Below are 14,571 nucleotides of genomic sequence, written 5' to 3'. Positions count from 1 at the left end.
TCTCAACCGGCCGCTCGTCCGCCCGCGAATTCACGCCCATGATCCAAAGGCGACTGACGTCAGCCCGGGCTTAAATGGCCGCTTTGCGCCGCAATCTCGGCCATTGAGGTGACTGTTACCATTGCCTGACAGCAGACATAGTTAGTGACCATGATGGAGGTCGCGGTTGCGCCATTTCTGGACATTCGGAACTAGCCATAAAGCAGACGTCGGTGCGAGTTCAGGATCACTCCTCGCCAGCGTGCCTTCGAGGAACGGCATTCATGATGGCCTCCGCCAGTTCTTCGAGGACGGAGGTATCGCCGTTCGATGCGGCAAATAGCCTGAACTCCGCTTCTGGTAACTCTGGCAGACCGTGGCTTTCGGGTACCCTGACCAGGCCGTTTCTCAGCTGACTGGCGATCATCGGCGCTACAGCAAAGCCTGAGATGGCAGCCGCCCTCAGGCTGGAGTTGCTTGCGCAGATCATCACCGTGCGCTGGCTGATCCCGGCCTTGGCAAGCCGTTCAAGAGCAACTTCCCTGTAGGGGCAAGGTTCCGGCAACACAGCCAACGGCAGCGGGTCCGGAAGATTCACGCCGGTACGATCCGCCCATGCCCAGACAAGAGGCTCGCGCCACAGGAGGCGCCCCATCTCCTCACCCTCACATTGTGATCCGAGCACCAGTTCGATGTTGCCCTCCTTCATCTTCGAGAGGAGCGCACTCGGAATCCCGACTTGCACCTCGACCTGCAATCCGGGGCGATCAGCGCCGAATGCCTGCAAGGCGCGAAGGATGGGGACCTGTGCGAAGTCTTCCGAGAGGCCGACGCGAACTCTGCCGTGAAAGGGTGCCTGCGCCAGATCGGCCAAAGCATCCCGGTTAAGGGCGAGCATCGCCCGGGCATAGGCGAGCAGGCGCTCGCCATCGGGTGTCATCTCCAGCGAGCGCGTCGTCCTGTTGAGTAAGGGCTTTCCGACCTGCTCCTCGAGACGGCGCAGGTGCCCACTGACGGCCGACTGCGTAAGGTTCAGTCGCGCTCCTGCCCGACTGAAGCCGCCTTCGTCGAACACGGCGACGAACGTCCTGAGCAGGACCAATTCCAACATATATTGTGATCCATGATGAATATCGTCGATAATCTCAATTTCTATATCGAATTGAAATATGACGCAATGTGGTTCATCACAATGAGCAAGGGTGGTCCATGACCAAGCTACTGCATATCGTTTCCTCGCCCCGCAAAGAGCGTTCCGCCTCGCGTGAGGTCGCCGACGCCTTTGTTCAAACCTATCGTGCTCGGCGACCCGACTTGGAGATTTCAACGCTCAACCTATGGGATGTCGACCTCCCCGAATTCGGTGAGGACGCGATGTTGGCCAAATATGCGGGGCTCAGCGGCGCGCCGCTTACCCCTTCTCAACAGCATGCATGGGCCACATTGCAAGAGTTGGCGCAACAACTGCACTGGGCGGATATTGTCCTGCTGTCGACGCCTCTGTGGAATTTCAGCATTCCTTACAAGCTCAAGCACTTCATCGACCTGGTATCGCAGAAGGACATCCTTTTCTCGTTCGATCCTGAACGCGGGTTCGGAGGACTGCTCCGGGATAAGATCGCAGTGGTCGTCTACGCGCGAGGTCTCGACTATGCAGCGCAATCTATCACTCCGGCGCAGCGCTTCGATTTTCAAAAACCTTATATAGAAGCGTGGTTGCGCTTCATCGGTATCGAAGATGTCCGCAGTCTAATTATCCAGAAGACCCTCTTTGGACCCGATATTGATCATGCGGCTCGCCAGGATGCGCGAGAGGCCGCGTCACGGCTGGCGGAAGACCTCCTGTCACGCACAACAGAGGCGATTGCATGATTATGAAGCGCTTGCTGCGGACAAGCGCGTTGATAACCCGTTCTGACCCCAGCTTGCACGTGCATCCCCGTCCACCCGGCATAACAACTTTGGAGAACGGACGTCCGCAACGTCGCCTAAGCCGGGGCAGGCGCACCGATTCTAGCTACGTCCGCTTTCAGGCAATGGATCAGTCCCGGCAAGGACCGTTTTGGATCAGATCAGGAGGCTGCTCGCGCGGAACTTAATGTCAGCTTGTATAAATCTCGCTTCTACGAGCAGGCGGCCCGCTTCCGGCCCCGAACAAGACGTTCATCGAAGCGCCGCAGAACGTCCGCAATTTGCGCTACCTGCTCCTTCCGATCGATGAGACGAATGGCATCTCGGCCATTCTCGGGAGCTAGCTGATTAACCTCGGCCGTGATTCCGAACCTAAGGTCCAGCGCCGCAAGATGAAACCGGTTTCGGAAAAGATCTAACAGGAAGGGCGGGCCCTGGTCAGACCGGCCGCACCAGAACGTGCTTCTTCTTGCCGAGGGACAGCTTTGCGACGTTTTCCGGCCCCAGATCCTGCAGCGTCACCATCCTGCGATCGTCTGACACGGGCTGATCGTTAAGGCGCATGGCGCCGCCCTGGATATGCCGCCGTGCCTCGCCGTTGGACGCAGCCAGCCCGGCGGTGACGAACAGCGACAATATGCCGACGCCGGCTTCAAGATCGGCCCTGCCCACCTCGACTGTTGGCAGTGTTTCGGCGAGCGCCCCTTCTTCGAACGTCTTGCGCGCCGTTTCGCTGGCCTCCTCTGCCGCCTCGCGGCCATGTAGCATGGCGGTGATTTCGGTGGCGAGGATCTTCTTGGCTTCGTTGATCTCCGAGCCGCCGAGCCGTTCGAGGCGCGCGACCTCGGCGAGCGGTAAGGTCGTGTAGAGCTTGAGGAAACGGCCGACATCGGCATCCTCGGTGTTGCGCCAATATTGCCAGAACGCGTACGGGCTCAACATCTCCGCATCGAGCCAGACCGCGCCCGAGGCGGACTTGCCCATCTTGGCGCCAGAGGAGGTGGTGAGCAGCGGCGTCGTCAGCGCATAGAGCTGCGCGCCTTCCATGCGATGGCCGAGATCGATACCGTTGACGATGTTGCCCCACTGGTCGGAGCCGCCCATCTGCAGCCGGCAACCGAGGCGCTTGTAGAGCTCGACGAAGTCGTAGGCCTGCAGGATCATGTAATTGAATTCGAGGAACGATAGCGACTGCTCGCGATCCAACCGGAGCTTGACCGAATCGAAGGCCAGCATGCGGTTGACCGAAAAATGCCGGCCGACATCGCGCAGGAAATTGACGTAGTTGATATCCATCAGCCAGTCGGCATTGTTGATCATGACGGCGTCGGTCGGGCCGCTGCCGAATTTGAGGTAGGGCGTGAAGTTGCGGCGGATGCCGGCGAGATTGGTCTCGATGTCCTGCGGCGTCAAAAGCTTGCGCGCCTCGTCCTTGAACGACGGATCGCCGATCATCGAGGTGCCGCCGCCCATCAGCGCGATCGGCCGGTGGCCGGTCTGCTGCAGCCAGTAAAGCATCATGATCTGGATCAGCGACCCGGCATGCAGGCTCCTCGCGGTGGCGTCGAAGCCGATATAGGCGCTCACCGTTTCCGTGGCGAAAAGCTGGTCGAGGCCGGCATCGTCCGAGGTCTGGTGGATGAAACCACGCTCGCTCATGGTGCGCAGGAAATCGGATTTGAAGGCGGACATTTTCTTTCCCGAAAAGCTTCCGGCCGAACGCGGCCCGGCTATGCATGAAGGCGGGCGTTTAGCACTCAAGCGCGATCAGCAAAAGTGGAATCCGGTTTTGCGTCCGATCACGCTTCGGATGGTTTTGCGCGATCAGCAAAAGTGGAATCCGGTTTTGTGTCCGCGCGGATAGCGTGCGGCCTGCTTGCGTCATTGTTTCGGCTGGCGTAATGAGGCGCCGCGCCAGCGGGGCTCTTCCTCTGGACCGCCCGGCATCGATCGAATGCCATATCCTGTGACAGAGTCGAGATGCCGGAGATATCCATCGTCATTCCTTGCCGGAACGAGGCGGCGAACCTGCCGCTTCTGCTCGACGAGATCGGCATTGCCATGGCCGGGCGGGACTTCGAAGTCATTGTCGTCGACGATGGCTCGACAGACGATACGCCTTCGGTGCTTGCAGCAGAAGCAGCGCTTCGCCGGTTTCCGCTGCGCCATCTCAGGCATGAAAAATCCGCCGGACAGTCGCTTTCGGTGCGCTCAGGCGCCTGGGCGGCGCGCGGCAATATCGTCGCCACCATTGACGGCGACGGCCAGAACGACCCCGGCTATATCCCAGTGTTGATCGACGCGTTGCGGCAGGCTGGTCCCGAAGTCGGGGCCGCGCAGGGACAGCGTCTGAAGCGCCGCGACAGCAAGATCAAGCAACTGGCGTCGCGTTTTGCCAACGGGCTGAGAAAAGCCATCCTGCACGACGAGACGCGGGATACCGGCTGCGGCCTCAAAGCGATTCACACCGACATTTTGCGGAAATTGCCCTTCTTCGACGGCACCCATCGCTTTGTTCCAGCGCTGGTCATCCAGGAGGGCTACCGCGTCGTCCATTGCGATGTCGTCGACCGCTCCCGCCGTCACGGCAAATCGAATTACGGCATCTTCGATCGCGGCCTTCAGGGCGTGCTCGATCTTGCCGGCGTCTGGTGGTTGCGCCGCAGACGCCGCAGAATGCCCAAAGTAGAGGAAATCAGGCATGGGTAATGTGCTTCAGGAATTGGCGACCTGGCTTCACGATGTTTTCGTCAAGCAATTCGATGCCTGGGTGCTGCTCGGCTTCGTCGCCCAGTTCTTCTTCACCATGCGCTTTCTGGTGCAGTGGGTGGCGTCGGAAAAAGCCAAGCGCAGCGTCGTGCCAATTGCTTTCTGGTTCTTTTCGCTGTTCGGCGGCGGCCTGCTGCTGATCTACGCCATCCAGCGTCAGGATCCGGTGTTCATCGCCGGCCAGGCCATGGGCCTGTTGATCTATATCCGCAATCTCTGGCTGATCGCCAACGAGCGCAAGGCGGCGATGACCAAGATCGATTGAGCCCGCCACCGGCCTGAACCGGTCGAGCAAGCAAGCAAGATTACTTGCCGTCCAGCCCGCCGTAGGACCTTACCAGATGGACCATGTCGGCCGAGTTGGCGGTCTCGCTCTCGAGCCCCTCGGCGACACCGACGCGGTCGGCGGCCGGGCGGTTCTGGCTGACTTTCCACTTGCCGCTGATTTCGGTGATTTCGATTTCCAGGCCGACGATGCCCTTGATCTGTGACTGGATGAAGGGTGCCGGCGCGTCGGTCACCGCCCACGGCGCCGAGCGGCCGCCCTCCTGCGACATCGTCAGATCGGAAATCTGCTCGGCCAGCCAATCCTGGTCTTCGATCACCGTGACGATGCCGCGGACCTGGACGATGGCGTAGTTCCAGGTCGGCACCACCTTGCCGGTTTCACGCTTGGTCTCATACCAGGACGGCGTCACATAGGCATCGGCGCCCTGGAAGACGACCAGCACCGGCACCAGGGGATTGTCGGCCAAAAGCCGCCATTGCGGATTGGCCTTGGCCAGATGGGCGCGCAGCCTGCCGTTCGGCGGCACATCCGCGTTGAGCAGGGAGGGCGCATCTAGAAGAAAGGGAATTGCGTTGGCGATCGGCCCCTCGGCGCCGTTCGAGACCAGCAGGCCAAGCGGATGCGACCGGATCAGCCCGTGCAGGACGTCCTGCCGGGTTTCCTGGAAGTGGGGCGGTTGGTACATCGCCGACTATCTCAGCCGCTTCGGCCGTGGGTCGGACAGTTCCCCGGCCAGCCGGCGGTCGAGGTAGTCCGCGCATTCCTCGATCAGAAGCTCCGCATGGTTGGCAAAGAAATGGTTGGCGCCGGGCAAGGTCTTCTGGGTGATGGTAATGCCTTTTTGCGTGTGCAGCTTGTCGACCAGGCCCTGCACGTCCTTGGGCGGCGCGACCTTGTCGGCGTCGCCGTGGATGATCAGGCCGGACGACGGGCATGGCGCCAGGAACGAGAAATCATAGGTATTGGGCTGGGGCGCGACCGAGATAAAGCCCTCGATCTCCGGCCGGCGCATGAGAAGCTGCATGCCGATCCACGAGCCGAACGAATAGCCGGCAACCCAGCAACTCTTGGAATCAGGATGCAGCGACTGCACCCAGTCGAGCGCTGCCGCAGCGTCGGACAACTCGCCGGTGCCGTGGTCGAACTCTCCCTGGCTGCGGCCGATGCCGCGGAAATTGAAGCGCAGCGTGGTGAAATTGCGCTTCTGGAACATGTAGAAGAGGTCGTAGACGATCTTGTTGTTCATCGTGCCGCCGAACTGGGGGTGCGGGTGCAGGACGATGGCAATCGGCGCGCTCTTTTCCTTCGAGGGCTGATAGCGACCCTCCAGACGGCCGGCCGGACCGGTGAAAATGACCTCAGGCATGAAATACTCCACTTGGCATAAATTGCGCGGCGCCCGGAACAACTTTTCCTCTGGCCCCAGTTTTCCCTAGGCCTTGACGCAGGGCGAGCGTCTTTCTAGAAGCTAGTTTAGAATTGTTCAAAACTGGGCGGCCAAAACTGTGGCTCGGCCACCCGCGCCGCAAGCCGCGTAAATAGGACGTCTTGCCTTGCAATTTCAAGGAAATAACGCGCTATCTTCGCGGAACGGCTTTTGAAGGGACCAGTTGGACGGAAATGGCCGGAGCACGCGCCTATCTCGACTACAATGCCAGCGCGCCGCTGCTTGCCGCCGCGCGCGCGGCGGTGGTCGCCGCGCTCGACGTCGCCGCCAACCCGTCCTCCGTCCATGCCGAGGGCCGCGCTGCGCGGCGGCTGATCGAGGATGCCAGGCGCAATGTGGCGCGACTGGTCAACGCCAGGGCCGAGCATGTCGTATTCACCTCCGGCGCGACGGAAGCGGCCTCGACGCTGCTGACGCCGGACTGGCAGATGGGGCGCGGTGCTGTCCGTATGAGCCGGCTCTATGTGTCCGAGGCCGATCATCCTTGCCTGCTGAACGGCGGGCGTTTCCCAGCGGCGCGGGTGATACGGATCGGCGTCGACGCCGACGGCTTCGTCAGGCTCGACGTTTTGGCCGAGGCTCTCGCCCAGCATGACAAGGCCGAAGGCTTGCCGCTGGTGGCCATCCACGCTGCCAACAATGAAACCGGCGTAATCCAGCCGGTCGGCCGCATCGCCGAAATCGTCAAGGCGGCGGGTGGCATCCTGGTTGTCGATGCCGTGCAGGCAGCCGGCCGCATTACGCTCGATATATCAGAGGCTTACGCAGACTATTTTATTCTCTCGTCGCACAAGATCGGCGGCCCCAAGGGCGTCGGCGCCATTGTCGCGGCGTCGGACCTGATGATGCCAAAACCGCTGGTCAGCGGCGGCGGCCAGGAAAAGGGCCATCGGGGCGGCACCGAAAACCTGGCGGCGATTGCCGGGTTTGGTGCGGCCGCTAGCGAAGCGTCTGCCGGCTTGCAAACGATCGAAGCGGTGCGGCAGCGTCGCGACGAAATCGAGGCGATCGTTAAAACGCTTGTTCCGGACGCCGAAATCTTCGGAACCGGCGCTGCAAGGCTTGCCAATACCACATTCTTCGCTATTCCCGGCATCAAGGCCGAGACGGCGCAGATCGCCTTCGACCTTGCCGGTGTGGCGCTGTCGGCCGGATCGGCCTGTTCGTCGGGCAAAGTCGGGCCGAGTCACGTGCTGAAAGCCATGGGTTACGGCGATAGCGTTGGCGCGTTGCGTGTGTCCATCGGCCACGCGACCAGCGCCAAGGATATCGAGCTGTTTCGCGCGGCGCTGGCGACGATCGTTGCACGGCAAGCCGGTAGGGAAAAGGCGAACAGGGAAAAGGCCGCCTGAGCGCGGCGAAGGAATATTTGGGCCTTGTGGCCTGGTAGAGCCGTGCGTTCGAATTTGGCCGGGTGAATTTCCGGCATGAACGCACTATATGAAACTTACGCCGCCGCGGGTGCCCAAGGGTGCTCGTTCGCGGTGCCATAGTTTGAAAACTGCCGGGCCTTGACCCCGGCGTGGATGGAGAACGCTGATGCCTGCTGTGCAGGAGACGATCGATCGAGTTCGAAAGATCGATGTCGACCAGTATAAATACGGATTCCAGACCGAAATCGCGATGGACAAGGCCCCCAAGGGCCTGAGTGAAGACATTATCCGCTTCATTTCGGCCAAGAAGGACGAGCCGTCCTGGATGCTGGAATGGCGCCTGGAAGCCTATCGCCGCTGGCTGACGCTGGACGAGCCGAAATGGGCGCGCGTCCACTATCCCAAAATCGATTTCCAGGACATTTATTATTACGCGGCGCCCAAGAGCACGCCCGGCCCGACTTCGCTCAGCGAGGTCGATCCCGAACTGCTGAAGGTCTACGAGAAGCTCGGCATTCCGCTCAGGGAACAGGAAATCCTCGCAGGCGTGCAGAAGACCGATGCCTCGGAGCTCGAGGAAGCCAGCGACAACGTCTACAAGTCCGGCCGCGTCGCCGTCGATGCGGTGTTCGATTCCGTCTCGGTCGTGACCACTTTCAAGAAGGAACTGGCGCAGGCCGGCGTCATCTTCTGCTCGATCTCGGAAGCGATCCGCGAGCATCCGGAGCTGGTGAAGAAATATCTCGGCTCGGTGGTGCCGACCACCGACAATTTTTACGCCACCCTGAATTCTGCCGTGTTCACCGACGGTTCGTTCGTCTTCGTGCCCAAGGGCGTGCGCTGCCCGATGGAATTGTCGACCTATTTCCGCATGAACGAGAAGAACACCGGCCAGTTCGAGCGCACGCTGATCATCGCCGAGGAGGGGGCTTACGTCTCCTATCTCGAAGGCTGCACGGCGCCGCAGCGTGACGAGAACCAGCTTCACGCCGCGGTGGTCGAACTGATCGCGCTCGACGATGCCGAGATCAAATATTCGACGGTGCAGAACTGGTATCCCGGCGACGCCGAGGGCAAGGGCGGCATCTATAATTTCGTCACCAAGCGCGGCGACTGCCGCGGCCATCGGTCGAAGATTTCGTGGACGCAGGTCGAGACCGGTTCGGCCATCACCTGGAAATATCCGAGCTGCATCCTGCGCGGCGACGATTCCAGCGGCGAGTTCTATTCGATCGCGGTGTCGAACGGCTACCAGCAGGTCGACAGCGGCACCAAGATGATCCATCTCGGCAAGAACACGTCGAGCCGCATCATCTCCAAGGGCATTGCCGCCGGCTTCTCGCAGAATACCTATCGCGGCCAGGTCTCGGCGCACCGCAAGGCGACCAACGCCCGCAACTTCACCAACTGTGACTCGCTCTTGATCGGCGACCAGTGCGGCGCGCACACCGTGCCCTACATGGAAGCCAAGAATTCGACTGCACAGTTCGAGCATGAGGCGACGACGTCGAAGATTTCCGAGGATCAGAAATTCTACGTCATGCAGCGTGGCATTCCGGAAGAAGAGGCGATCGCGCTGATTGTCAACGGTTTCGTCAAGGACGTCATCCAGCAGCTGCCGATGGAATTCGCCGTCGAGGCGCAGAAACTGATCGGCATCAGCCTCGAGGGGAGCGTGGGGTGATGAGCTCTGGCTTTGCGTGGTCATCTGTGAGCTTGGCACCATCATCTCCGGATTTGGCGCCGTCATCCTCGGGCTTTGCGCCGACGTTACTGAGTTTCGCTCCGTCATCCTCGGGCTTGTCCCGAGGATCTACCGGCCTCTCAATACGGATCGCGCCACACCTCTGTTGGACAGCGGATCCTCGGGACAAGCCCGAGGATGACGGAGCGAAACTCAGTAACGTCGGCGCGAAGTTCAAAGATGACCGCACAAATTTTAAGGATGGCGGTGCCTTGCGTAGGTCGTCAGCAGGAAAATGACCGGCTTTGTTTACATGATGTCCGATAAGCCGCGCGGAGTTATCTACACTGGCGTAACCAGTGATTTGCATGCGCGAGTGTGGGAACACCGTAATGATGTGCACCGGGGTTTTACCTCGAAATACAAGGCAAAGAATCTGGTTTGGTTCGAGCGGCACCCGAACATCGTTCTCGCGATTCAGCGCGAAAAGTCTTTGAAGCGCTATCTCCGCGAATGGAAGACGGATCTGATTGAAGGTCTAAACCCGACTTGGCTGGATTTGTATGAGAGCATTGATGAGATTGAGAATGTCTATCAGCCTCATCCGAGCACGATGATGTGGACTAACTACAATTAGATGATGTGGAGTAACTACAATTAAAAGACCGGTGGATGTTTGAGTACTGCGGCCGGGCGCCGAAGCCTTGGAGCAGTTGTTAAATCGAGTTTAGCCGGGCAGACGGCTACGGATAGGACGAATGGAATGCTTGAAATCAGAAACCTCCATGCCCGTATCGTCGATGACGGCACCGAGATCATCCGCGGCCTGAATCTTTCGGTGAAGGCCGGTGAGGTCGCCGCCATCATGGGGCCGAACGGCTCGGGAAAATCGACGCTGTCCTATATCCTTGCCGGGCGCGAGGATTATGAGGTCACCGAGGGCGACATCCTCTACAACGGCCAGTCGATCCTCGACATGGATCCGGCCGAGCGCGCTACCGCCGGCATCTTTCTCGCCTTCCAGTACCCGATGGAGATACCGGGCGTGGCGACGATGGAATTCCTGAAAGTGGCGATGAACGAGCAGCGCAAGGCGCGCGGCGAGGAACCGCTGAAGATCCCGGAATTTCTGAAGCGCGTGAAGGAAGCTGCCGCCTCGCTCAACATGGACATGGCGATGCTGAAGCGGCCCCTCAATGTCGGCTTTTCCGGCGGCGAGAAGAAGCGCGCCGAGATCCTGCAGATGAAGCTTCTCGAGCCGAAGCTTTGCGTCCTCGACGAGACCGATTCCGGCCTCGATATCGACGCGCTGAAGATCGTCGCGGACGGCGTCAACACGCTGCGCTCGCCGGACCGTGCCATCGTCGTCATCACCCACTACCAGCGCCTGCTCCAATACATCGTGCCGGATACGGTGCACGTGCTCTACAGGGGCCAGGTGATCAAGTCGGGCGACAAGTCGCTGGCGCTTGACCTCGAGGCCAATGGCTATGCCGGCGTGATCGGGCAAGCCGCGTGAGATGCCAGCAGGCCCGGAAGGCAAGCCAAACAAGGCGATACTGATGAATATGCACACGACACCCCAGCGAACACCGGCCGAAACGGCGCTGATCGACGCCTTTGGCGAGCGGCTGTCGCTGCTGCCCGGCGACGGCGCGGTGATGCTGAAGCGCGACGACGCCATCGAAGCGATCAAGAGCGGCCTGCCGACGCGGCGCGTCGAATCCTGGCACTATACGGACCTGCGCCGGCTGCTGATTTCGGTGCCGGACTTCGATCCGGCAGCGGTCGCGAAAGCCATTGCGCCGATCGTCGAGGGCTCCAGCGTTTTGCCGGTGCTGAACGGCGTTTCGAGTATGAAACTGCCCGATATCGAAGGCGTTGCCGTGCAGCGCCTGTCGGAGAAGCTGACCGACGGCAGCGCAGCATCTGGGCTTGAGTCTTATGGCAGCGACGACGCCATCGGCGCGCTCAACACCGCCTTTGTCGCCGACGGCTATTTCGTCGACATCGCCGACGGTGCTCAACTGGATAAGCCGGTCGAATTGCAGAATTTGCAGGCCGGCGGACAGTCGCATGTGCGGCTGACCGTCCGCGTCGGCACCGGCGCCAAGGCTGTCGTCGTCGAGCGCCAGACGGGCGAGGGGGCGGCACTGGTCAGCTCGGTCAGCCAGCTTGTGGTTGGCGAGGGCGCCGAAGTGACATGGCTGGTCGTGCAGGAGCAGCCGGATACGGCGACGCATCTCGCCCAGTTCAAGGCGCATCTCGGCAAGAACGCGAAACTGACGCTGTTCGTCATGAATGCCGGCGGTAAGCTTGTCCGCCAGGAGGTCGTTGTGAAGACGACCGGCGAGGGCGCCGACTTCACGCTGCGCGGCATCAATCTGCTCGCCGGTGACACCCATACCGACGTCACCATGGTGCTCGACCATGCCGTGCCGCACACCGCCTCGACCGAAGTCATCCGCAACGTGGTGACCGGCAGAGCGCGCGGCGTTTTCCAGGGCCGCATCAATGTCCACCAATATGCGCAGAAGACCAACGCCAAGATGGCCTGCAACACGCTGCTTCTGTCGGATGACGGCGAGTTCTCGACCAAGCCGGAGCTTGAAATCTTCGCCGACGACGTCGTCTGCGGCCATGGCGCGACCGTCACCGAGATCGACCACGGCCATCTGTTCTATCTGATGGCGCGCGGCATCGACGAGAAGACCGCGCGCGGCCTGCTGGTCAAAGCCTTCGTCGCCGAAGTGATCGAGGAACTGGACGACGAGGCCATCGTCGAGGCGCTGGAAGCACGGCTCGACAACTGGTTCGTGGCGCACGGGTGAGTGGCTCAAGATTCCGGCGTCATCCTCGGGCTTGTCCCGAGGATCTGCCGCGTGGGACCAGGAACTGGCAAAATCCGAGGGCTAGTAGATCCTCGGAACAAGCCCAAGGATGACGGTCGAGACGATGGACCAGAAAGTCGAAAACATTCCTTACGACGTCGAGGCGATCCGCCGTGACTTCCCGATCCTGTCGCGGCAAGTCTACGGCAAACCGCTGGTCTATCTCGACAATGGCGCCTCGGCGCAGAAGCCGCAGGCCGTGCTCGACGCTATCCAGCACGCCTATTCCCAGGAATATGCCAACGTGCACCGCGGCCTGCATTTCCTGTCCAATGCCGCGACCGACGCCTATGAGAAGTCCCGCGAGACGGTGCGCCGTTTCCTCAACGCACCGAGCACCGACAACATCGTCTTCACCTCGAACACCACGGCAGCGATCAACACGGTCGCCTACGGTTTCGGCATGCCCAATATCAGCGAAGGCGACGAGATCGTGCTCTCGATCATGGAGCACCATTCCAACATCGTGCCGTGGCATTTCATCCGCGAACGGCAGGGCGCGAAACTGGTCTGGGTGCCGGTCGACGATCTCGGCGTCTTCCACATCGAGGAATTCGAGAAGCGGCTGACCGACCGCACAAAACTGGTTGCCATCACCCATATGTCGAACGCGCTGGGCACGGTGACGCCGATCAAGGAGATCGTGCGCATTGCCCATGCCCGCGGCATTCCGGTGCTGGTCGACGGCAGCCAGAGCGCCGTGCATATGCCGATCGACGTGCAGGACCTCGACTGCGACTTTTTCGTCTTCACCGGCCACAAGGTTTATGGCCCGTCGGGCATCGGCGTGCTCTACGGCAAGAAGGATATTCTGGAGCGCATGCGCCCGTTCATGGGTGGCGGCGAGATGATCGAGGAGGTGACGCAAGACATCGTCACCTACAACGACCCGCCGCACCGTTTCGAGGCCGGCACGCCGCCGATCGTGCAGGCGATCGGGCTTGGTGCTGCGCTGGAATACATGGAAAAGATCGGCCGTGAGCGCATCGCAGCGCACGAGGCCGATTTGAAGGACTATGCGCATCAGCGGCTGCGCGCCATCAACTCGCTGCGCATCTTCGGCGATGCGCCCGGCAAGGGCGCCATCATCTCGTTCGAGCTGCAGGGCATCCACGCCCATGACGTGTCGATGGTTATCGACCGGCAGGGCGTGGCGGTCCGCGCCGGCACGCATTGCGCCCAGCCGCTGTTGAAACGCTTCGGCGTAACATCCACATGCAGGGCATCGTTCGGCATGTATAATACCAAGGCCGAAGTCGACGCTTTGGCCGATGCGCTGGAGAAGGCGCGAAAGTTCTTCGGGTGACGATTATGGATGATGCCAGCCACACCGCCGAGAGCACAGTTCCGGATTCCACCACCAACGCGGCGGTTTCCGGGTCAACGATTCCTGCCGACGAACTGGCGCGGCTGACCGACGATATCGTCTCGGCGCTGAAGACGGTCTACGACCCGGAAATCCCGGCCGACATCTATGAGCTCGGCCTCGTCTACAAGATCGATATCGAGGGCGACCGCTCGGTCAAGATCGACATGACGTTGACTGCACCCGGCTGCCCGGTGGCCGGCGAAATGCCGGGTTGGGTGGAAAATGCCGTCGGCGCCGTCGAAGGCGTTTCCGGTGTCGAGGTCAACATGACCTTCGACCCGCCTTGGTCGCCTGACCGCATGTCGGAAGAGGCACAGGTGGCGGTGGGGTGGTACTAGCATCCGACCAGACAGAGGCTGGCGCACTTGCGCCGGGTACAAAACTTCACCATTTTAGGTGAGGAATCATTCGGCAGGCCTTGAACCTGCAAGAATGGAGAAGGAAAAACATGGGACGCTTCGCCGTCATCACGATGACCGAAAAGGCTGCCGACCGGGTGCGCGAGATCGTCGCCACGCGTGAAAATGCGCATGGCATTCGCCTTGGCATCAAGAAGGGCGGCTGTGCCGGCATGGAATATACGGTCGACCTGGTGACCGAACCCAACGCCAAGGACGACCATATCGAGCGCGACGGCGCCCACGTCTATGTCGCGCCCGAAGCAGCGCTTTTCCTTTTCGGCACCGAGATGGATTTCGAGCAGACGACGCTGCGCACCGGCTTCACCTTCCACAACCCAAACCAGAGTTCGGCTTGTGGCTGCGGCGAATCGGTTGAACTGAAGCCGGCCGATTTGAAGGCCTTGGCTGAAGCGCGCGCTTCCGCCTGATCTTTCCTTCTCCTCCGTTCACGGGGAGAA

At 60.8% G+C, this 14,571-nt stretch carries 16 protein-coding genes; 12 read left to right on the top strand and 4 right to left on the bottom strand.

Translation table 11 applies throughout. The features are described 5' to 3' along the window. Positions 1 to 226: 226 nt before the first annotated feature. On the bottom strand, positions 227 to 1,087 hold the full coding sequence (locus NKI79_RS23700; protein WP_352804962.1) for a LysR family transcriptional regulator: 861 nt from the start codon (positions 1,085 to 1,087) through the stop codon (positions 227 to 229). A 101-nt stretch (positions 1,088 to 1,188) separates the two neighbouring features. Between NKI79_RS23700 and NKI79_RS23695 the strand changes: the two genes are divergently transcribed. After that, positions 1,189 to 1,851, top strand: coding sequence for an FMN-dependent NADH-azoreductase (locus NKI79_RS23695; protein ID WP_352804959.1), 663 nt, complete (start codon positions 1,189 to 1,191; stop codon positions 1,849 to 1,851). A 477-nt stretch (positions 1,852 to 2,328) separates the two neighbouring features. Here the strand turns inward: NKI79_RS23695 and tyrS are convergent, their stop codons facing one another. Continuing rightward, complete coding sequence (gene tyrS / locus NKI79_RS23690) at positions 2,329 to 3,582, bottom strand: tyrosine--tRNA ligase (RefSeq protein ID WP_352804956.1); 1,254 nt, start codon at positions 3,580 to 3,582, stop codon at positions 2,329 to 2,331. Between tyrS and NKI79_RS23685 the strand changes: the two genes are divergently transcribed. From NKI79_RS23685 to NKI79_RS23675, 3 genes are all read left to right on the top strand, one after another. Continuing rightward, entirely contained in the window at positions 3,569 to 3,754 is a 186-nt protein-coding gene (locus NKI79_RS23685; RefSeq protein ID WP_352649116.1) for a hypothetical protein, read from the top strand. The genes tyrS and NKI79_RS23685 overlap by 14 nt on opposite strands. Positions 3,755 to 3,870: 116 nt before the next feature. After that, on the top strand, positions 3,871 to 4,599 hold the full coding sequence (locus tag NKI79_RS23680; protein ID WP_352649118.1) for a glycosyltransferase family 2 protein: 729 nt from the start codon (positions 3,871 to 3,873) through the stop codon (positions 4,597 to 4,599). Further along, positions 4,592 to 4,924 (top strand): lipid-A-disaccharide synthase N-terminal domain-containing protein, encoded by a 333-nt coding sequence (locus NKI79_RS23675; protein WP_352804954.1) that lies wholly within the window; start codon positions 4,592 to 4,594, stop codon positions 4,922 to 4,924. The genes NKI79_RS23680 and NKI79_RS23675 overlap by 8 nt, the downstream gene beginning before the upstream one ends. Before the next feature lie 40 nt (positions 4,925 to 4,964). Here NKI79_RS23675 and NKI79_RS23670 read toward each other — a convergent pair whose 3' ends face one another. Beyond that, the gene (locus NKI79_RS23670; RefSeq protein WP_352804952.1) at positions 4,965 to 5,633 is read right to left on the bottom strand and encodes an FMN-binding negative transcriptional regulator; all 669 of its coding nucleotides are present in this window, start codon (positions 5,631 to 5,633) and stop codon (positions 4,965 to 4,967) included. Between the two features lie 6 nt (positions 5,634 to 5,639). Further along, on the bottom strand, positions 5,640 to 6,314 hold the full coding sequence (locus tag NKI79_RS23665) for an alpha/beta hydrolase (protein WP_023674683.1): 675 nt from the start codon (positions 6,312 to 6,314) through the stop codon (positions 5,640 to 5,642). Between the two features lie 254 nt (positions 6,315 to 6,568). Here NKI79_RS23665 and NKI79_RS23660 point away from each other — a divergent pair, with 254 nt between their 5' ends. The 8 genes from NKI79_RS23660 (at position 6,569) to sufA (ending at position 14,541) form a co-directional block, all read left to right on the top strand. Continuing rightward, entirely contained in the window at positions 6,569 to 7,747 is a 1,179-nt protein-coding gene (locus tag NKI79_RS23660) for a cysteine desulfurase family protein (RefSeq protein ID WP_352804949.1), read from the top strand. A gap of 187 nt (positions 7,748 to 7,934) precedes the next feature. Continuing rightward, positions 7,935 to 9,452, top strand: a complete 1,518-nt coding sequence (gene sufB, locus NKI79_RS23655; RefSeq protein WP_254817626.1) for a Fe-S cluster assembly protein SufB — start codon at positions 7,935 to 7,937, stop codon at positions 9,450 to 9,452. A gap of 295 nt (positions 9,453 to 9,747) precedes the next feature. Continuing rightward, positions 9,748 to 10,089, top strand: coding sequence for a GIY-YIG nuclease family protein (locus NKI79_RS23650; RefSeq protein ID WP_352804946.1), 342 nt, complete (start codon positions 9,748 to 9,750; stop codon positions 10,087 to 10,089). A 126-nt stretch (positions 10,090 to 10,215) separates the two neighbouring features. Then, a complete protein-coding gene (gene sufC, locus NKI79_RS23645; RefSeq protein WP_254817628.1) occupies positions 10,216 to 10,971 on the top strand; it encodes a Fe-S cluster assembly ATPase SufC in 756 nt (251 codons plus the stop codon). A 43-nt stretch (positions 10,972 to 11,014) separates the two neighbouring features. After that, entirely contained in the window at positions 11,015 to 12,283 is a 1,269-nt protein-coding gene (sufD, locus tag NKI79_RS23640; protein ID WP_352804943.1) for a Fe-S cluster assembly protein SufD, read from the top strand. A gap of 124 nt (positions 12,284 to 12,407) precedes the next feature. Then, entirely contained in the window at positions 12,408 to 13,649 is a 1,242-nt protein-coding gene (locus tag NKI79_RS23635; RefSeq protein WP_352805020.1) for a cysteine desulfurase, read from the top strand. Positions 13,650 to 13,654: 5 nt separating this feature from the next. Continuing rightward, on the top strand, positions 13,655 to 14,050 hold the full coding sequence (locus NKI79_RS23630; RefSeq protein WP_352804941.1) for an SUF system Fe-S cluster assembly protein: 396 nt from the start codon (positions 13,655 to 13,657) through the stop codon (positions 14,048 to 14,050). A gap of 110 nt (positions 14,051 to 14,160) precedes the next feature. Next, the gene (sufA, locus tag NKI79_RS23625) at positions 14,161 to 14,541 is read left to right on the top strand and encodes a Fe-S cluster assembly scaffold SufA (protein ID WP_352804938.1); all 381 of its coding nucleotides are present in this window, start codon (positions 14,161 to 14,163) and stop codon (positions 14,539 to 14,541) included. Positions 14,542 to 14,571 lie beyond the last annotated feature (30 nt).

The sequence above is a fragment of the Mesorhizobium sp. M0340 genome (assembly GCF_040321535.1).
GTDB lineage: Bacteria > Pseudomonadota > Alphaproteobacteria > Rhizobiales > Rhizobiaceae > Mesorhizobium.
The sequence above is the reverse complement of the archived record's forward strand: the minus strand, read 5'-3'. Positions and strand labels throughout refer to the sequence as shown.